Raw genomic sequence first — 18,659 nt, forward strand, 5'->3', positions numbered from 1 at the left:
CAAAGGACGACCGCAAACGGTCCGTCTTTTTTTAATTTTCTTGGTGTTGCACAGATTGAAGTGGCTTCGGCTTTCCAGGTACCTCATGGCAATGGCGACACCGTGGCTCATACGACTCTGAAGCACCGACTAGGATGATCGGGTCATCATAGTTCGCTGGTTTTCCGTCAATCAAACGTTGTGTCCGAGAAGCCGGATCCCCACAGGAGAGACAGATTGCCTGTAGCTTCGTCACGAATTCTGCACGTGCCAGTAATTCAGGCATCTTGCCGAATGGCTCTGCCCGGAAGTCTTGATCAAGCCCTGCACAAATGACGCGTTTTCCGTCTTGTGCGAGTGCTTCGATGACTTGTACGATTTCATCATCAAAGAATTGAACTTCATCGATACCGACGATCTGTGTCTCTTCTGCTACTGCTGCGTAGAGATCACGACTCGTCGCCATCGGAATCGCTACGACGGAATTACCAACGTGAGAGACGACATGTTCTTCGTGGTATCGGTCGTCGATCGCCGGCTTGAATACTTGAACAGGCAGTTTGCCGTACTGCGCCCGTCTGACACGACGAATCAACTCTTCCGATTTCCCGGAAAACATACTGCCACAAATTACTTCGATCCAGCCGTACTGATTTATTACATGCATCATCGTCCGACACCGTCCTCTAAAAATAGTCACTTTAACGAGTATAGCTCGAAACGGTATTGAGAAAAAGGGTTGACTTCCGGAAATCAAAATTCATTTTTTCTTTCCCTAGAATTTTTGTCCTTTCATTCCAACGGTCCCCTATTTCCTGTACACTGAAGAAGAAGATTCTCACGAAAGAAGGTGTCCCCGATTCATCATCTCTTACATGACATCCTGCACCAATATGGTGCCCTTGGTCTCTCCGTTCTTCTCGCAGGTGGTATCGTGGGATTACCGGTTCCCGATGAGACCCTACTCGTTTTGTCCGGATTTTGGATGCATCAAGGTAATCTACCGCTGTTCGGTACGATTCTTGCCGCTTACGCAGGAAGTTGTATCGGTATGACGATTAGTTATTTACTCGGTTTAAAACTCGGTATGCCACTACTGCACCGCGTCGGACCGAAAATGCGTATCTCAGAAAAACATATCCTTTCCGCTGAAGCTGGATTTCGACGTTACGGAAAATCCGTTTTGATCATCGGTTACTACATACCTGGTCTCCGTCAGCTTTCTGCCTTTTTTGCAGGTGTCTCGAAAATGCCGTTTCGCGTGTTTGCGAGTTACGCGTATACAGGTGCTTTAATCTGGATCAGCGTCTTCTTAGGTGCCGGTTATTTCGTCGGTCGTCATCTCTCGTTCCATAAAGTCGTGGATTATATCTTGGCACATCCTGAAGTTATGCCGTATCTAATTGGGATCGCTGGTGGAATCGCCTTCTCATTTGTCTTGAAGACATATCTCGCTTACCGTTCACAATTCAGTCTATACAAAAACAGCCTGCTTCCGTAATGGAGGCAGGCTGTTTTTTAAGAACCGACAAGTCATTACTTGCGGCCGTATTTTTTGTTGAAGCGATCGACACGACCATCTGCCGCGTTGAACTTTTGACGACCTGTGTAGAATGGGTGCGAGTCTGAAGACACATCCACACGGATGAGTGGGTACTCGTTACCATCTTCCCAAGTGATTGTTTCGTTCGAAGAACGAGTAGAACCGCTTAAGAATTTGTACTCAGTCGTTGAATCCATAAATACTACTTTGTTGTAGTTAGGGTGAATTCCTTGTTTCATGGTTGATTTCTCTCCTTCCGCCCTGGTTCATTTGCTGAGCCAGAGTAAGTTACCTTCCTATACTAAACGATTTTTTTATGCGTCGCAATAGTTATTTTTCGGTCGGTATTTCCTTCTTGACGGTACGCGGTTTTGCTGGTGCGCGTCGGACCGCTTTCTTCTGTTCTTTCTCAAGTTCGACGAAAAATTCTTCATTATTTTTCGTATCACGAATCTTACGCAGGAACGTATCGACAAACTCGTTCGACTCGTTCATCGTCCGGCGAATCGTCCAGAGCGCATCAAGCTGCTCTTTTGGAAGCAACAGTTCTTCCTTACGTGTACCCGATTTCCGGATATCGATCGCTGGGAAGATTCTGCGTTCCGACAACTTACGATCGAGATGAAGTTCCATGTTCCCCGTCCCTTTGAATTCCTCATAGATGACATCATCCATACGGGATCCTGTCTCGACAAGTGCTGTTGCAAGAATCGTCAAACTACCACCATGCTCGATGTTTCGCGCCGCACCAAAGAACCGTTTTGGTTTATGGAATGCAGCTGGGTCAATCCCGCCTGAGAGCGTTCGTCCGCTTTGCGGCACCGTTAAGTTATAGGCACGTGTCAGACGCGTGATTGAATCCATCAAGATGACGACATCTTTCTTATGTTCGACGAGTCGCATTGCCCGCTCAAGCACGAGTTCTGAAATCCGAACGTGGTTGTCTGGTGTTTCGTCAAACGTCGAGCTGACAACATCCGCTCCCGGAACCGAACGCTCGATATCTGTCACTTCCTCAGGTCGCTCATCAATCAAGAGAATGATCAGTTCGACATCAGGATGATTCTCTTGAATCGAGTTCGCGATTTCTTTGAGTAATGATGTTTTCCCTGCTTTTGGTGGTGCGACAATTAAACCACGTTGACCAAATCCGACCGGTGCGATCATATCCATGACACGAACAGATAGATGACGCGGTTCGGTCTCAAGACGCATCAAACGATCCGGATAGATTGGTGTCAGTGCCGGGAAGAATAAACGATTACGCGCTGTATCCGGTGCTTCACCGTTAACGGCTTCCACGCTAAGTAGTCCTTGGAAACGTTCGTTTTCCTTCGGTGGACGGACTTTACCTGTAACGACATCACCATTACGTAGATTAAAGCGTCGGATTTGAGAAGCTGCGATATAGATATCTTCAGAGGATTGGGAATAATTGATAGGACGAAGGAAGCCGAAGCCACCATCGTTTTGCATTTGTGGATTGCCAGGGATGACTTCGAGTACCCCTTCGAGGAAATAAAGACCAGTCGATTCAGCCTGTGCTTTGAGAATCTTGAACATCAACTCACGTTTACGAGCTTCCCGATATTGTGGGACATTTTTCGTCTTTGCGATTTCATACAGTTCTTTTAGTGTCAGTTGGCTTAATTGAGCCAGTGTATAGGAACGTTCTGGTTTATCTTTTTTATCAGTTGTTGGCATGTTCTTCACCTATTCTTTATAAATTCAACTGCATTCAGTATACTTCCATACATACATTAGGAGGTATCTAATTTCTTTCGTGAACTAAAGGTATCATATTTTTTTTGATTCGTCGTCAACAATCCTCTGCGTTTCTTACTTTGTAATATTCGAAGATATTATTTCAGTTATGTTACAAAAACATCTATTTTGTCTTCTAACTGAAAAAACGTTTTCAAGTGCGCACATGCTAAGATATTCCTGCAGACAAAATTCTTACACAGTTGTAAGGTTTACTGCTTAATCACACACTTAATGATTTCATCATATAACTTACGGACGCAACACACTACATTAAACGGAGGAATTCTTAACATGAAACGTTTTCTAGCATCGATCGCGACAGCAGCCTTAGTGGTTTCAGGTTTTACATCAGTGGGTACAGGTAAAGTTGAAGCAGCGACAGTCACAAAGGTCAAGATCACGGACAACGGTCTTCGTGTTCGAACAGCACCTTCTACGAAAGCAAGCATCGTTGGAAAAGTCAACGCTGGTCAAGTCTTTACATATAAAGGCAAGTCAGGTAGCTGGACTAAAATCTCATACGGTGGTAAAACACGCTATGTCTTCTCACAATACACAAAGACATATAAATCATCTTCAAGCGCTAAAAAAACAACAAGCACATCTTCTAAACGGACGAAAATCTTAAGCGAAGCAGCGAAGCACAAAGGAACTCCATATGTATGGGGTGGAACGACAACTCGTGGATTCGACTGCTCTGGTTTCACAAGCTATGTTTACAAAAAAGCAGCAGGTAAAACATTGCCACGTACGTCGTCTTCACAATATTCTTCTTCTAAGAAAGTCAGTGTTTCTAAAGTACAACCAGGAGATCTTGTCTTCTTCTCACACGGTAGCGGCATTCAACACGTCGGGATCGCAACAAACAAGTCAAGCATGGTTAACTCAGAAACAGGTGGCGTTAAATACTCAAGCTTCAAATCAGGGTACTGGGGTTCACGCCTTGTCGGCGCAGGATCTTACCTTTAATTCATCATCTCAAAGCGGTTGAGCATTGGCTCGATCGCTTTTTTTCATCTAATCGATTACACGAGGAGGAAACATGATGCATGTCTTAATCACAGGTGCTTCAAGAGGTCTTGGTCGCGAATTCGCTTATCTTCACGCTCAGCAAGGTGATCACGTCCTGCTTGTCGGACGCGATGCGACGTCTCTATTTGAAACGAAGTTCCATGTCGAACGACTCGGCGGAACGGCAACGGTCTTCCCTTACGACTTAACGAAGCTAACACATCGTCTCGCACTGTTTCGTGCAACAGAACAGATTCCGGTTGATTGTGTCATCAACAACGCTGGAATCGGCGTCTTCGGCTCCTTCCTTGAAACTTCGTTCGAAGACGAATCACGGATGATTACCTTGAACATCGAAGCGTTGACACACGTGACGAAGGTCTATGCCTCTCGCATGAAAGAGTATGGCATCCAAGGACGCATCATCCATCTCGCGTCAACGGCTGCGTTTGAAGGTGGTCCATGGATGAGTGTCTACTATGCAACAAAAGCCTACGTGCTTCACTTCTCGGAAGGATTAACGGAAGAGCTCGCGCCAGACGGCATTCAAGTCAGCGTCGTCTGCCCAGGTGCGACACACACCGGTTTCGAATCGGCAGCAAAACTCGAACAGTCACGTCTTTTCTTGCGACCAGGCATCATGGACGCCCCAACAGTCGCGCGGATTGCCTATCAAGGCTACATGAAGGGAAAAACGTTCATCGTTCCTGGTTTCGGAAATGCCTGGTATATCTTTTCAACACGTTTTCTTCCCCGTCGATACGTCACGAAACAAGCAGGAGAAGTCCAGCGTCCTCGATAAAAAACATACAAAAAAGCGGAGCAATAGACTATACGTCTGCGGCTCCGCTTTCGTTTTACTTAATGACGAGCTTCGGTTTTTTCTTGAACGAGTGAATGCCTTCGACGAAACGTACCGTTCCGGACTTCGCACGCATGACGACAGAGTGTGTCTGACCGCCTTGTGCTGTGAACTGGACACCTTTCATCAACTCGCTGTCTGTAACGCCTGTTGCAGCAAAGATACAATCGTCTCCTGCGACGAGATCGTCCATCATGAGAATCTTCGATGGATCTTCGATGCCCATCTTCTTACAACGCTCGACTTCTGCCTCGTCTGCTGGTAACAAGCGTCCTTGGAGCTCACCACCGAGACATTTCAAGGCAACGGCAGCAAGAACACCTTCTGGTGCACCACCCGAACCGAGGAGGATATCGATCCCCGTATGCGGGAAGGCTGTGTTGATTGCACCCGCAACATCACCGTCACCGATCAAGCGAATCCGCGCCCCTGTCGCCCGAATCCGTTGAATGATTTCTTCATGACGTTCACGATCAAGGATCGAGACGACGACGTCTTCGATTTCCTTGTTCTTCGCCTTCGCGACTGCTGCGATGTTTTCTTCAATTGTTGCGTCTAAACTGATGTGTCCTGCTGCTTCTGGACCCACCGCGATCTTATCCATGTACATGTCCGGTGCGTGAAGCAAATCGCCCGCATCCGCGACAGCGAGGACAGCAAGTGCGCCCCATGTTCCTTTCGCGACGATGTTCGTTCCTTCAAGCGGATCAACAGCGACATCAAGTCGTGGTCCATACCCATTTCCTAGCTTTTCTCCAATGTAAAGCATCGGTGCTTCATCCATCTCGCCTTCCCCGATGACGACGGTTCCTTTCATCGGAATCGTATCGAAGACGTCACGCATTGCGCTTGTTGCCGCATCATCCGCTTCATTCTTCAATCCTTTTCCCATCCAGCGTGCAGAGGCAAGTGCCGCTGCCTCCGTGACGCGTACCAGTTCCATTGATAGACTTCTCTCCATGTGTATGTCCCCTCTCCCTTGTTACAAATCGGTCAAATCGTTTCACGCCATACGAGGGCGCCAAGTTCCTTCAACTTCTGATCAAATCGTTCGTAACTCTGGTCAAGCATTTCTGCATGGTGCAACGTCGTCTCCCCTGAAGCGAGAAGTCCCGCCAAGACAAGTGCTGCACCACCGCGTGGGTCTGGCGCCTCAATCTCAGTACCAAGTAAGGATTCACCGCCACGAATGATAATCGAGGCATCTTCATGCGTAATTCGAGCATTCAAGCGTCGTAACTCTTGCACATGCCGGAAACGTTGCGGATATAACTTGTCAACGACGATACTTGCTCCCTTCGCTTGCAACAACGCTGCCGAGATGACAGGTTGGAGATCGCTCGGGAAACCACCATAGTGGAAGACACGAATATCGACAGGCTTCGTTTCGTGCAACGTCGCCGTGACGGAATCATCTGTTGCTTCAATCACAGCACCGTATCGTTCGAGCTTTTGGATGACACTCTCGAGATGAAGGGGAATGACGTTATCGACGGTGACACGTCCAAGTGCTGCTCCCATCGTCAAGAACGTTCCTGCTTCCATCCGGTCGGGAATCAAAGTATGCCGGCAACCACTTAGTTGTGCAACCCCTTTGATGCGAATCTCATCTGTCCCTGCTCCTTTGACGTTTGCCCCCATGTTCGTCAGCATCGTACTGACGTCGATGACTTCCGGGTCATAGGCGGCATTTTCAATGACTGTCGTTCCTTCGGCAAAGACGGCGACGAGTAAGGCACTAATCGTTGCTCCAAAAGACGGAAGATCAAGATAAATCCGATTTCCAACGAGACGTTCGACACGCATGTAATGGACGCCTTGCTCATTGCGTACGGAAACACCGAGACGTTCGAGTGCTTTAATGTGTAAATCGATCGGTCGTGGTCCGATGGCATAACCTCCAGGCAGACCGACGACTCCTTGTTTAAATCTAGCTGCCAGAACGCTCATGAGGTAGATCGATCCGCGTAACTTGCGCGTTTCCGCACCTGTCAACGGCATCGATTCGACCCGACTTGGATCAATCGTCACCATATCGCCTTGACGTGTCACGACAGCGCCGAGCGTCTCCAAAATCTCGATCATCGTCGCGACGTCGCCAATCTCCGGCACGCCTTCAAGAACGACCGTCTGATCCGTCAGGAGGGCTGCAGCAAGACACGGAATGGCGCTTTGCTTCGAACCACTGATTGATACGGTTCCTTCTAGGCGTTGTTGCCCTACGATATGCAAAATGTCCACGTTCCATCAACCTTTCTCTTCGCTACGATTATTGCTGCGTTTTTTCCCAGTCTGCGAGGAATTTTTCAATGCCTTGCGTCGTGAGTGGGTGGTGTGTGAGTGATTCGATAACCGAGAATGGAATCGTCGCGATGTCCGCGCCTGCAAGAGCAGCGTTCGTCACGTGTACCGGGTTCCGAACTGATGCGGCGATGATTTGTGTCGGAATATCATGAACGACGAAAATTTGGGCGATCGTCTCAACGAGTCCCATTCCATCTTGCCCGATGTCGTCTAGGCGACCGAGGAATGGTGATACGTATGTTGCACCGGCACGTGCTGCAAGTAATGCTTGGTTCGGGTTGAAGATCAACGTGACGTTCGTCGTGATCTTTTCTTTCGAAAGTGCTGCGACCGCTTCGAGTCCGGCTGGAGTCATCGGGACCTTAACCGTAATGTTCGGTGCGATCTGAGCAAGTTCCTTCCCTTCGCGGATCATTCCTTCTGCATCAAGCGCGATGACTTCGGCGCTGACAGAGACGTCCCCAACGATTTCACAGATTTCACGAAGTCGTGTGTGGAAATCGACGCCTTCCTTAGCGACGAGTGACGGATTCGTCGTGACACCGTCTAAAATCCCCATTTTATGTGCTTTCTTGATATCCTCTACGTTTGCTGTATCAATGAAAAATCTCATCTTTCTCGTTCCCCTTTCATCCCTTGAAATCGCTTACGACTCTATTATAGGTTTTTTTCACGAGAAGTCCTACTGTTTTCCATTGAAGCTACACTGATACGATATGAAAAAAGCACGGTAGACCGAGGTCTACCGCACTTTAAAGAGAAGTCGATTAAGCTTTGTTGCTTGAACCGAACTCACGCATCTTACCGATGACAGTTTGTTTGATTGCTTCACGACCTGGTGCGATGAATACGCGTGGGTCATATGCTTCTGGTTTCTCAGCTAACACTTCACGAACGACTTTCGCGAATGAGATTTGGTTCTCTGTGTTAACGTTGATTTTTGAAGTCCCGAGTGAGATCGCTTTTTCGATATCGTGTGTCGGAATTCCAGTTCCACCGTGAAGAACGAGTGGGAGGTTTGTAGCGTCACGGATTTCTTCCATCTCTTTGAATCCGAGGTTTGGTTCACCTTTGTATGGTCCGTGAACAGAACCGAGTGCAGGAGCAAGCGTGTCGATTCCAGTTTCTTTGACGATGCGTACACACTCGTCAAGTTTCGCGTACATGACATCACCGATGACGTCGTCTTCTTGTCCACCAACTGTACCAACTTCCGCTTCAACTGAAACGCCTTTAGAGTGTGCGTATTCAACGACTGCTTTAGTTGTTTCGATGTTTGTGTCGATCGGGCTGTGCGAATCATCGATCATGACAGATGTAAATCCAGCGTCGATCGCTTCTTTACATTTTTCAACGCTCGAACCGTGGTCGAGGTGGATTGCAACAGGAACTGTTACTTTCATGTCGTGTACGAGACCTTCAACCATTTTCACGACAGTGTAGAATCCGCCCATGTGGCGTGCTGCACCTTCAGATACTCCAAGGATAACTGGTGACTGCTCTTCTTGAGCCGCACCGAGAATCGCTTGTGTCCACTCGAGGTTGTTGATGTTGAATTGACCTACTGCATACTTACCTTCGAGAGCTTTGTTTAACATGTCTGTCATAGATACTAATGGCATAATGACATCCTCCTCTGTTTTGATCGCTGCTTACACGAACTCGTGCAATTTCAGACTGATTATAACATACTGATTCATCGGAACGTACAGCATTTCGCTCGGTTTTTTGGTTTGTGACGGCGACGTGAAAGATTAACCGCTTACATCGTGAGAAATTTGCACAGTCACTTCTTTTTTTAATTCGAAGATGTCAAATGGCTTCCCGAAGAAGGCGACGACCCCTAATCGTTTCGCTTCTTCCATCGCTTCTTTTTCGCCGAGTGCCGTCATTAAAATCGTCCGGACGCGTCGTCCGATCCGGTCCTGATGACGCAATACTTCGATGCCGGTCCGCCCCGGCATGTTGACATCCATCAACAATAAATCATATACCGCTTCTTGTAAGTAGACGATCGCTTCTTCTCCATCGACGGCGACGTCCGTTTCATACCCTTCCGCCCGGAATAATTGCGCAAGCAAATTCCGGATTCCCGGCTCATCCTCGACGATCAACAATCTGCCTTTCATCTCTGCCACTCCCCCTCTAGTTATTTCCATTCTACACTAAAGCAAAACTTGCTTTATACTGTCCTTGAGAGAAACATAGAAAGGATGAAGAAAAATGATGAAAATCTTAGCTACACAATTCAACGGAAAATTGCAAACGCTTGCGAAACAGGAAGAAGAACTGTTCGATGTCGTTCGTCTGCTCGCACAGGCACTCGTCGGGGAAGGGACGGTCTACGTCGACGCCTATGGTGAATGTGAAGGACTCTACCCGATGCTATCAGAAGGTCCAGACCAGATGAAACGTGTCACGAAGATCAAGGACCGAAAGACACTGCATGCTGTCGATCGCGTCTTAATCTTCACACCAAATACGGAACGCTCAGATCTGCTCGCTTCCCTTGCGCGTTATGACGCATGGCATACGCCTTACGCCATCATTACACTGAGTGACGTGACGGAAACACTCGAACGCTCGATTGCTCCACTTGCGCTGAAGTTCAATAAAGGATTGCTTCCGGCAGAAGATGGTTCACGTCACGGACTCCCGAGTCTTGCGCTATGTGCATTCTTGTTAACGCATATCTTGACGCAACTACAAGAGATGACGGAAGAGTGGGATTGACGTTTTTCTTCTATAGTATGTAGTTCCTAAGATAACGAATAAAAAAACGCGGTGACCTTCATGATGTTGAAGGTCACCGCGTTTTTGATTATCTTTCTCTTCATTCACCAAGTGATGCTTGGATGAAGTCATGGAAAAGTGCTTGTGGACGTTCTGGACGCGAAATCAATTCTGGGTGGAACTGACATGCGACGAACCATTTGTGTTCTGGAATCTCGATGATTTCAACAAGACGACCGTCTGGGCTCGTACCTGAGAAGACCATGCCGTTTGCTTCGAACTGCTCACGGAATTCGTTACCGAACTCATAACGGTGACGGTGACGTTCGTAGACAAGCTCGCTTGAATAAGCGGCACGCGCTTTCGTTCCGTCTTCGAGTTTACATGGGTAAAGTCCGAGACGGAGCGTACCACCGAGGTCCTCGATGTCTTTTTGTTCTGGCAACAAGTCGATGATCGGGTATGGTGTCGCTGGGTCGATTTCCGCTGAGTGTGCGCCTTCAAGGTTGAGGACGTTACGGGCGAATTCGACTGTCGCGAGCTGCATACCGAGACAGATCCCGAAGAACGGTACGTTGTTTTCACGTGCGAAACGTGTCGCTTCGATTTTCCCTTCGATTCCGCGTTCGCCGAATCCACCAGGAACGAGGATTCCGTCTGCTGAACCAAGTAATTCGTTGACGTTTTCACGTGTCACGTCTTCTGCGTTGATCCAGTCGATTTCGATGTCACTGTTGAAAGCAAATCCAGCGTGTTTTAATGCTTCTGCAACTGAGATATATGCATCACGCAATTCAACGTATTTCCCGACGAGTGCGATCTTCGTCGTCTTCTCGAGGTGCGTCACTGTGTGGACGAGTTGTTTCCAAGCCGTCATATCAGCAGCTGGTGTATCAAACTTGAAGTAGTCACAGACGAGTTGGTCCATGCCTTGACGTTGCAAGTTGAGTGGTACTTCGTAGAGTGTTGATGCATCTTGTGCTTCGATGACTGCTTCCGGACGTGTATCACAGAAGAGTGCGATTTTATCTTTCATCTCTTGTGGGACTGGGTGTTCCGCACGTAAGACGATGATATCTGGCTGAATTCCGTAGCTACGGAGTTCTTTGACACTGTGTTGTGTCGGTTTCGTCTTGAGCTCACCTGCAGCCGCAAGATACGGAACGAGCGTACAGTGAACATACATGACGTTTTCTTTTCCGATATCGTTTTTCACCTGGCGAATGGCTTCGATGAACGGAAGCGATTCGATATCCCCTACTGTTCCACCAATCTCAGTGATGACAACGTCAGCGCCCGTTTCTTTTCCGGCACGGAAGACACGGTCTTTGATTTCGTTCGTGATGTGTGGAATGACTTGGACCGTTCCACCGTTGTAGTCTCCACGGCGTTCCTTCTTGAGGATCGTCGAGTAGATGCGTCCAGACGTGACGTTTGCGTTCTGGCTCAAGTTGATGTCGATGAAGCGCTCGTAGTGACCAAGGTCAAGGTCCGTCTCTGCGCCGTCATCCGTGACGAATACTTCCCCGTGTTGATACGGGCTCATCGTACCTGGGTCGATGTTGATGTATGGGTCAAATTTTTGGATCGTGACGTTAAGACCACGGTTTTTTAAGAGACGAGCGAGCGATGCAGCGGTGATCCCTTTACCGAGTGACGACACGACGCCACCTGTTACGAAAATATACTTTGTCATGATAAATATTGCCCCTTCCCTAATTCACAACTCAACAAAAACAAACAAAAACAGAGGTGGTAAAAACAAAAAAGCAAAAGTGCCCCCATTGGAATAGGAGACACTTTTGCTGAAATAAGCACGTTGCTTAAAGAAGCCCATGACTAACTTACGTCATTCCGAAAACTTCGTCAAGCCTAATTTTTCAGAGAAAAATTTTCGTGCTCGTTCGTCAGCCGTCAACGAAAAAACTGCCATTTCTATAGGGAAATAGCAGCTGTACAGTTGTGGTTGATCGTGCTTAGACTTCCTCTTCTTCTTCTTCGAAGTCTTCTAAATCTTCTTCGTCAAGATCGTCATCAAGATCGTCGATCGCTGCGACTTTTTTGAACGTATCGTCGTCTTCGCTGTCGTCAGCTGAATCATAGTCCGCTGTCTTCGCGAATGTATCGAGATCATCTTCGATCGTCTCGAACTCATCTTCTTCTGCATCGTAGTTGAACTCTTCTTCAAACTCATCGAGTTCTCCGCGTTGACGTGCTTCGATGACGAGATCCTCATCCGACTTATCGAACGGATACCAAGCGCGGAGTGACCAACGATTTGCTCCGACGTTGACGAAGTTTCCGTCGATGTTCATGTCTGTATAGAGTTGAGCAAGTTTTTCGAACTTGTCTTCTTCATCTGTAAACGTATGATACTTTTCGATTTCTGACGTGATGTCATCGAACGTGATTGGCTGTTCGCCAGCTTCTTGCAACATTTCGTTGACGAATTCGATCAGCGAAAGATCAGTAATCTCTTCTTTACTTAAACGGCTGAGGCTCATTGTGACGGCCACTTCCTTTCATTTGCGTTCAATCCATTACTTCTCATTATACGCAAAACGGCTTTTAAAAATCCAGTCTCTATTTAAAAAAAGCTCGAATTGATTCTCAAATCGTGTTTTTTCCGCTCTCGAAAAAGGAATATGCAAGGGAGAAGAAGGAGGAATGACAGATGGAGATGACAATCGAACGGGTAAATAATTTTGATGACTTCAACTGGTTACCGATCTTATCAAAAAGTACACAAGAAGGCTATCCCTTCATCGAACGGATGTTACGCGAACGCCGGAATGAGACGTTTCGAGAAGACGGGGAAGCGTTGTTTGTCGTCTTATCCCTCTCTGGGCACGTCATCGCGTGCGGTGGTTATATGAAACAAACCGGTACAGACGACGTTGGTCGGATTCGTCATGTCTATGTCTTACCGGAAATGCGCGGTCACGGTGTCGGTACGCATCTGCTTGAGAAAATCATCCCAGAAGCACTGTTGACGTACTCCGAGCTCTGGCTTTATACGGATGACGCTAGTATGTTTTATGAACGATTCGGCTTTGAGCCTTATACGGCAACCAAGGTGACACATCGACTTCTGAAGCATGCATTCGTTCAACCGTAAGTGTCTTGGATTGACATATCGAGAATCATCGATTAGTTTAAGCGTATGACAAACCAAGTGGATCTGTTCAAGGCATTATCGAACGAGGTACGACTTGATATTTTACGCTGGCTCAAAGATCCCGAGACTCATTTCAATAAGCCGACGGCCCATCTCGCGACGAACTTGTCGGAAAAGGGAGGCATTTGTGTCGGAGATATCCAGGAGAAGGCAAACTTGTCCCAATCGACCGTCTCCCAGTATCTTGCGATGTTGCAAAAAGTCGGATTGCTCGAATCCGAACGTCACGGCAAATGGACGTATTACCGGCGAAATGAAGAAAAAATCCAAGAGCTCGCAACGTACCTCAAGGGAGAACTGTGATCCGTTCTCCTCGCCTTACATATCGACATTTCTCGATATTTAGATTCATGAAAGGATGAATTGTGTTGAAAATCATTTATTACGTACTGGCATTACTCGCCGGTATCGCACTCAGTGTCGAAGGGGCCATCTATGGTGAGCTGGGCAACTTCGTCGGAAAACTCGAAAGTAGCTTTTATAATTTCTTCGCCGGTACGATCATCATCGGATTGATCGTTCTCTTCTTTGGAAAAGGCTCACTCGGCTATACATTCCGTGCTCCGAAATGGACCTTGCTTGGCGGTCTACTCGGTAGCATCTACTTGACGATCCTGATCATCAGTATCCCGCTCGTCGGTGTCGGTCTCGCCATGATCAGCGTTATTCTCGGTCAGATGGTCGCTAGTATGGTCATCGAACATTTTGGATGGCTCGGTAGTCCAAAACGCCCAATCAATCGCGACAAGCTGATGGCTTCCGGTTTGATGGTCGTTGCCCTATTTCTTATCTTTTAAGGAGGTTCGCTTGTGAATATTCTATTACTTGGTTTTACATTACTCGGTGGCGTGATGCTTAGCGCACAGTCGTCCATCAACGGTGCCTTTAGCCAAAAGGCAGGTGCCCTTGAAAGTACGTTTCTAACCTTCTTCACGGGGATGCTGATTCTCGCTTTAGCCATCCTCTTCTTCGGACAAGGAAACGTCTTACTTTTACTTGAAGCACCTCGGTGGCAACTAAGTGCCGTCCTATTTGGTGTCAGTTATCTATTCCTGACGATTCTTGCTGTTCCTCAAATCGGTGTCACGGCAGCTAGTATTGCGACCGTCATCGGTCAACTCGCGGCGGGGATGGTCATCGATCACATCGGTGCGTTCGGTGGCGTCGTCGTGCCACTCGACGGAAAACGTCTACTTGGTTTGCTTGTCATGTTAGCCGCCCTTTACTTCGTTTACCGCGGGAACACACGTAAAGACGTATCGGCTTCTTCTGATTCGATGGCATCGTGACGATCGTTCTCACGATTCGTTCACGCGCTTTTCTCAGGCGAGACACAAGCCCGTCTCGACTGTCACGGACATTCGAGTCGGGTCTTGTTTGTCTCTGACAGCGCAAGATCATGCGCTTTTTCCTGTAGAAGTCGCGTGAACAACGTGAGTCCTACTATTTCTTAAAATTCATTCGAACAAAACAGAAAAATCCGAAATACTGAAGTAGATGCACTTCGGTATTTCGGATTTTTTAGTGTAGAACAATTATTTGATGAACGTGAAAAGCGAAATAGCTAAGACTCTATAAGTGCGATACTTGTCATAGGAAAGCAATTCGAGACAAATAGAAAGTGTACTTTTTATTCAGTCAACCGGCTTATCAATAACGACCTTACCTTCCTTGTCTAGTAGCGGTGTCATTCCGTTTAACCCAAGCCCACTTGTCATTAAATAATTTACACCTGTTTCAGTATCTACAACAATTTTGATAATACCACCACTTAGGTGTTGTTTTGATTTAAGTATGAATCGTTTGCTCATTATTTTCTATGACCCCTCGTTCTTTCCGATTTCCATGCAAAATCACAACTTACTGTATAAGGATAGGTTTAACGCTTTTTTTACCAAGGTGTTGCCTATCTACCTAGTACAGTCCTCACATTCCCACACGACTCCTACAGGAAAACGCATGATTCATCGTGCTGTCAGAGACAAACAAGCCTGATAAAAGCGGGTAGGAAATCGTGAGGACGTCTTATCAAGTCCAGTACTTCACTGCTCCAACTGTTGTCTTTTAAGTAAACGCAATGCTTCCGTCGCGAGGCGATGATCGGCTTCCTGAGATAGACCGGAAACGGTGATCGTACCGACGACACCGACTCCTTCAATCCGGATCGGAAACGACCCACCTGCATCAGCATAATCGGCTGGAGAAACAGCATACATCGTATGATACGAGCGATGCTTACTCTCATTATAACGACGCATGTAGAGCGAACTATAGCCATGTCGTAAGACGACGTTCGATTTTCGGCGGATCCATTCTTCCTGATCGGGTGCCGTACCGTCGAGCGCCGCGTAATACAAGCGCTGTCCGTTTCGTTTGATCTCAACGGCAATCGAAAGATTCTCTTTCATCGCCCGACCGATCAATTCGTGCCCCATCCCGATCGCTTCCGTATTCGTCAGTGACGTCAGGACGAGTTCTTCTTCTTCAGCCAGCAGTACCTTCAGCTCTTCCATTCGTCCCATTCCTTTCGCACGAGGCGTCGTCCTTCATCACTACTGACGCGAACCGCTTCAATCAAGCGCATTGTTTTTTCAGCATCTCGTAAATTGACAGGCACTTGTCCTTTGCGAAGTCCTTCCGCCAATTGTTCGTAAAACGTCGCATAACTGCCTGGAAGTGTCGCGAGACGCTCGACAGGCTGATCCGCGATCTGGAGGTAGCCATAGGAATCTACTTCATCTTCTCCGAGTTGCGTATCAACAGGATATCCTTTCGCAAGCCGTCCTTCCTGCGGATCCATTCCGTATTTGATGTAACTGCCACGCGTTGCATGGAACTCGAAGCGTGGTGTTGGTCCTTGAATGAAGGACGTCGAACGGAGAATGACGCGACGTGTTCCGTAGTGCAACGTGACGTGGAATCCGTCATCGACGACCGCTCCGTCGCGTTGTAGATAGACATCTCCTACCAACGCATCCGGTTCTCCGAACAAGGCAAGTGCTTGATCGAGCAGATGTGACCCGAGATCAAATAGGATGCCAGCACCACTACCCTCTTGTTCCCGCCATCGTTCGCGAACGACCGGACGATAGCGATCGAAGCGTGACTCGATGACTTGCCAATCGCCAATCTCGTTCATCTCCATCAGCTGTTCGAGTGTCAGGAAGTCACCGTCAAAGCGACGATTCTGATAGACCGCGACTTGAACACCGTGCTGTTTCGCTAAATCTTGCAGCGCGAGTGCTTCTGCGATTGTTACGACCGCCGGCTTTTCGAGTAAGACGTGTTTCTTTGCCTCAATCGCTTGTTTCGCCATTTCGAAATGCAGTGCCGTTGGTGTCGTAATGATGACGAGTTCCGTGTTGTTGTCTTGCAACGCCTCAGCGAGTGTTGCGACGACCGTCGCTTTACTGAAATGTCGCGCTACTTGTTCTGGTCGGCTCGAGACGACCTGTGTCACTTCAAATGCTGGTAACGCTTGTAAGAACGGGACATGGAACGTCACCGCTGAAAAGCCGAAGCCGACGAGTGTCGTTTGAATCGGGTTCATCCTTTTTCCTCCTCTGTCACGTCGAGTTCGACGTTGTAGTGGTGTAGTCGTTCCTTCCATGATGCGTCTGGTGCCTGATCCGTGACGAGCACATCGATTTGCTCCCAGTCACAGACCTTATGCAAAAAACGCTTATTGAATTTGGTATGGTCTGCGAGGACGATGACACGGGTCGCACTTCGAATCATCGCTTTCTTTACGACCGCTTCTTCGAGCTGTTCTGCAAAAAGTCCTTCCTCCGTTAATCCACACGCTCCGAGAAAGACACTGTCGACTTGATAATTCAAGATATCGTCTGCCGTCTTGATCCCGCTCAGACTGCGTGCATGCCGATCAAAACGTCCACCTGTAACGTACAGTTCAATATCCGTTCGAGCTCCGACATAGTCTGCGATATCGAGTGAGTTCGTGATGACTTGTAGCGGATACGGTGGAAGTGCCCGAGCCATCTCAGATACCGTCGTTGCCGCGTCAAGCAACAATCGATCGTTTGCGTGGACGTGCCGTGCCGCGCGCTGTCCGATCCGTCGTTTTTCCGGTTTTTCTGTCCGCTGTTCGTAGGCAAGCGTTCCACCAGCACGGACCAATCCGTTTTTGACACGGATGATTTCCCCTTCTTGTTCGAGCAAAATGACATCACGCCGTGCAGTATCTCGTGAAATCTGATATTCCTGCATTAGCTGGTCGAGCGAAATTTCCGGACTCGTCTTGATCCATTCCCGCATCTGTTGCAATCGTTCCATTTGCCCCATCGATCCATGCCTCCTTTTTCTTTATTTTAAGTTTTTTCATTACAATACGCAATTTTAACGCAAATAGTTCTACTGAATTCGGGTAAATAATAATAACAACTATTTTTAGAACGGAGGAATCTGTATGCAAACGATGTTGATCACTGGCGCCTCTTCCGGTATCGGTCTTGCGACGGCGCGTCGGTTTGCAGAAGCCGGTTGGTTCGTCTACGCGGGAGTCCGGAGTCCGGACGAGATGACTGTATCGTTACCGACGCTCATCTTCTTACCGCTCGATGTGACCGATGAAACAAGCGTTAAAGCAGCAGTCCGTCAAATTGAACAGGAAGTCGATCATCTTGACGTCGTGTTCTGCAATGCTGGTCAGGGTTTATTGCGTGCACTGGGACAAGCGACGAGTTATGAAATCAATCGCTTGTTCGAAACGAATGTCTTCGGTGTCATCCGAACGATTGAAGCTTGCCTTCCCCTACTCAAACAAGCACCGGAAGGTAGTCACTTACTCGCGACATCAAGCGTCAGTGGGCTCGTCGGTCAACCAATGAACGAACTGTATTGTGCCAGTAAATTTGCGATTGAAGGGCTGTTTGAAAGTCTTGCCACCTACTACAAACCGTACTTCAATATCGACGTCACCTTGATCGAACCAGCTGCTGTCGAAACGAACTTTACGGCGAATGTTCTCGATCAACTCGAACAGACAGGTGGCTTACACGAAGACGACTTCAAACCGATCATCAGTGCCTATTTGCAGACGTACCGAACACGTCATGCCAATCGCCAATCGGCAGAAGCTCTAGCTGAAGTAATCTTCGAGGTCGTCCATGGTGATGACCGTCCTTTACGCATTCGAACGACAGAAGCCGATGAACACTTCGTCGCGCATAAAACCCGTCATGATCCATCAGGACTCGAGGGGGTCGCTAAAATACGGCGTCTGACATTAAATCTCGATTGATTCCCCTTCTTTTAAAATTTCG

The 18,659-nt window shown here is 47.8% G+C and carries 23 protein-coding genes; 9 read left to right on the forward strand and 14 right to left on the reverse strand.

The genetic code is table 11. The features are described from left to right. Window positions 1–31: 31 nt before the first annotated feature. Window positions 32–646 (reverse strand): thymidine kinase, encoded by a 615-nt coding sequence (locus ADM98_RS16475; RefSeq protein WP_041255579.1) that lies wholly within the window; start codon window positions 644–646, stop codon window positions 32–34. 183 nt (window positions 647–829) lie between these two features. Here ADM98_RS16475 and ADM98_RS16480 point away from each other — a divergent pair, with 183 nt between their 5' ends. Then, entirely contained in the window at window positions 830–1,480 is a 651-nt protein-coding gene (locus ADM98_RS16480) for a DedA family protein (protein WP_053454432.1), read from the forward strand. A 35-nt stretch (window positions 1,481–1,515) separates the two neighbouring features. Here ADM98_RS16480 and ADM98_RS16485 read toward each other — a convergent pair whose 3' ends face one another. Both ADM98_RS16485 and rho read right to left on the reverse strand, forming a co-directional pair. Next, window positions 1,516–1,761: a type B 50S ribosomal protein L31 gene (locus ADM98_RS16485; protein ID WP_023469546.1), complete on the reverse strand. Its 246-nt coding sequence runs from the start codon at window positions 1,759–1,761 to the stop codon at window positions 1,516–1,518. A gap of 91 nt (window positions 1,762–1,852) precedes the next feature. Continuing rightward, window positions 1,853–3,226: a transcription termination factor Rho gene (rho, locus tag ADM98_RS16490; RefSeq protein WP_053454433.1), complete on the reverse strand. Its 1,374-nt coding sequence runs from the start codon at window positions 3,224–3,226 to the stop codon at window positions 1,853–1,855. 354 nt (window positions 3,227–3,580) lie between these two features. Here rho and ADM98_RS16495 point away from each other — a divergent pair, with 354 nt between their 5' ends. Together ADM98_RS16495 and ADM98_RS16500 are read left to right on the forward strand one after the other, a co-directional pair. Beyond that, the gene (locus ADM98_RS16495) at window positions 3,581–4,258 is read left to right on the forward strand and encodes a C40 family peptidase (RefSeq protein WP_053454434.1); all 678 of its coding nucleotides are present in this window, start codon (window positions 3,581–3,583) and stop codon (window positions 4,256–4,258) included. A gap of 76 nt (window positions 4,259–4,334) precedes the next feature. Beyond that, window positions 4,335–5,102 carry an SDR family NAD(P)-dependent oxidoreductase gene (locus ADM98_RS16500; protein ID WP_053454435.1) on the forward strand — a complete coding sequence of 256 codons (768 nt, stop codon included), beginning with the start codon at window positions 4,335–4,337 and terminating at the stop codon, window positions 5,100–5,102. A gap of 55 nt (window positions 5,103–5,157) precedes the next feature. Here the strand turns inward: ADM98_RS16500 and glpX are convergent, their stop codons facing one another. From glpX to ADM98_RS16525, 5 genes are all read right to left on the reverse strand, one after another. Continuing rightward, the gene (gene glpX / locus ADM98_RS16505) at window positions 5,158–6,123 is read right to left on the reverse strand and encodes a class II fructose-bisphosphatase (RefSeq protein WP_053454436.1); all 966 of its coding nucleotides are present in this window, start codon (window positions 6,121–6,123) and stop codon (window positions 5,158–5,160) included. Between the two features lie 32 nt (window positions 6,124–6,155). Beyond that, on the reverse strand, window positions 6,156–7,403 hold the full coding sequence (murA, locus tag ADM98_RS16510; RefSeq protein WP_053454437.1) for a UDP-N-acetylglucosamine 1-carboxyvinyltransferase: 1,248 nt from the start codon (window positions 7,401–7,403) through the stop codon (window positions 6,156–6,158). Between the two features lie 28 nt (window positions 7,404–7,431). Continuing rightward, window positions 7,432–8,079 carry a fructose-6-phosphate aldolase gene (gene fsa, locus ADM98_RS16515; RefSeq protein WP_023469552.1) on the reverse strand — a complete coding sequence of 216 codons (648 nt, stop codon included), beginning with the start codon at window positions 8,077–8,079 and terminating at the stop codon, window positions 7,432–7,434. A 154-nt stretch (window positions 8,080–8,233) separates the two neighbouring features. Further along, on the reverse strand, window positions 8,234–9,088 hold the full coding sequence (fba, locus tag ADM98_RS16520; protein ID WP_053454438.1) for a class II fructose-1,6-bisphosphate aldolase: 855 nt from the start codon (window positions 9,086–9,088) through the stop codon (window positions 8,234–8,236). Between the two features lie 132 nt (window positions 9,089–9,220). Then, window positions 9,221–9,595: a response regulator gene (locus ADM98_RS16525; RefSeq protein ID WP_053454439.1), complete on the reverse strand. Its 375-nt coding sequence runs from the start codon at window positions 9,593–9,595 to the stop codon at window positions 9,221–9,223. A gap of 94 nt (window positions 9,596–9,689) precedes the next feature. Between ADM98_RS16525 and ADM98_RS16530 the strand changes: the two genes are divergently transcribed. After that, window positions 9,690–10,199, forward strand: coding sequence for a DUF2529 family protein (locus ADM98_RS16530; RefSeq protein WP_053454440.1), 510 nt, complete (start codon window positions 9,690–9,692; stop codon window positions 10,197–10,199). A gap of 100 nt (window positions 10,200–10,299) precedes the next feature. Here ADM98_RS16530 and ADM98_RS16535 read toward each other — a convergent pair whose 3' ends face one another. Then, window positions 10,300–11,895 carry a CTP synthase gene (locus ADM98_RS16535; RefSeq protein ID WP_023469561.1) on the reverse strand — a complete coding sequence of 532 codons (1,596 nt, stop codon included), beginning with the start codon at window positions 11,893–11,895 and terminating at the stop codon, window positions 10,300–10,302. Between the two features lie 280 nt (window positions 11,896–12,175). Next, window positions 12,176–12,703 carry a DNA-directed RNA polymerase subunit delta gene (gene rpoE / locus ADM98_RS16540; protein ID WP_053454441.1) on the reverse strand — a complete coding sequence of 176 codons (528 nt, stop codon included), beginning with the start codon at window positions 12,701–12,703 and terminating at the stop codon, window positions 12,176–12,178. Window positions 12,704–12,873: 170 nt separating this feature from the next. Between rpoE and ADM98_RS16545 the strand changes: the two genes are divergently transcribed. From ADM98_RS16545 to ADM98_RS16560, 4 genes are all read left to right on the forward strand, one after another. Continuing rightward, window positions 12,874–13,317 carry a GNAT family N-acetyltransferase gene (locus tag ADM98_RS16545; RefSeq protein WP_053454442.1) on the forward strand — a complete coding sequence of 148 codons (444 nt, stop codon included), beginning with the start codon at window positions 12,874–12,876 and terminating at the stop codon, window positions 13,315–13,317. Between the two features lie 45 nt (window positions 13,318–13,362). Next, window positions 13,363–13,680: an ArsR/SmtB family transcription factor gene (locus ADM98_RS16550; RefSeq protein ID WP_053454443.1), complete on the forward strand. Its 318-nt coding sequence runs from the start codon at window positions 13,363–13,365 to the stop codon at window positions 13,678–13,680. Between the two features lie 65 nt (window positions 13,681–13,745). Then, window positions 13,746–14,174, forward strand: coding sequence for a DMT family transporter (locus tag ADM98_RS16555; protein ID WP_053454444.1), 429 nt, complete (start codon window positions 13,746–13,748; stop codon window positions 14,172–14,174). Between the two features lie 12 nt (window positions 14,175–14,186). Next, window positions 14,187–14,666, forward strand: a complete 480-nt coding sequence (locus ADM98_RS16560; protein WP_053454445.1) for a DMT family transporter — start codon at window positions 14,187–14,189, stop codon at window positions 14,664–14,666. Window positions 14,667–15,011: 345 nt separating this feature from the next. Here the strand turns inward: ADM98_RS16560 and ADM98_RS17510 are convergent, their stop codons facing one another. The 4 genes from ADM98_RS17510 to ADM98_RS16575 form a co-directional block, all read right to left on the reverse strand. Beyond that, entirely contained in the window at window positions 15,012–15,188 is a 177-nt protein-coding gene (locus ADM98_RS17510) for a DUF6440 family protein (RefSeq protein ID WP_200904906.1), read from the reverse strand. A 231-nt stretch (window positions 15,189–15,419) separates the two neighbouring features. Then, the gene (locus ADM98_RS16565) at window positions 15,420–15,890 is read right to left on the reverse strand and encodes a heme-degrading domain-containing protein (RefSeq protein WP_053454446.1); all 471 of its coding nucleotides are present in this window, start codon (window positions 15,888–15,890) and stop codon (window positions 15,420–15,422) included. Beyond that, window positions 15,878–16,927: a Gfo/Idh/MocA family oxidoreductase gene (locus tag ADM98_RS16570; protein ID WP_053454447.1), complete on the reverse strand. Its 1,050-nt coding sequence runs from the start codon at window positions 16,925–16,927 to the stop codon at window positions 15,878–15,880. The genes ADM98_RS16565 and ADM98_RS16570 overlap by 13 nt, the downstream gene beginning before the upstream one ends. After that, the gene (locus tag ADM98_RS16575; RefSeq protein ID WP_053454448.1) at window positions 16,924–17,679 is read right to left on the reverse strand and encodes a DeoR/GlpR family DNA-binding transcription regulator; all 756 of its coding nucleotides are present in this window, start codon (window positions 17,677–17,679) and stop codon (window positions 16,924–16,926) included. Before ADM98_RS16575 ends, ADM98_RS16570 begins: the two co-directional genes overlap by 4 nt. Window positions 17,680–17,803: 124 nt before the next feature. On the opposite strand from ADM98_RS16575, the gene ADM98_RS16580 reads away from it, so the two are divergent. Beyond that, window positions 17,804–18,637, forward strand: a complete 834-nt coding sequence (locus tag ADM98_RS16580) for an SDR family oxidoreductase (RefSeq protein WP_053454449.1) — start codon at window positions 17,804–17,806, stop codon at window positions 18,635–18,637. The last annotated feature ends 22 nt before the right edge of the window (window positions 18,638–18,659 follow it).

Origin of the sequence: Exiguobacterium sp. BMC-KP, from assembly GCF_001275385.1 — a bacterium.
Lineage (GTDB): Bacteria > Bacillota > Bacilli > Exiguobacteriales > Exiguobacteriaceae > Exiguobacterium_A.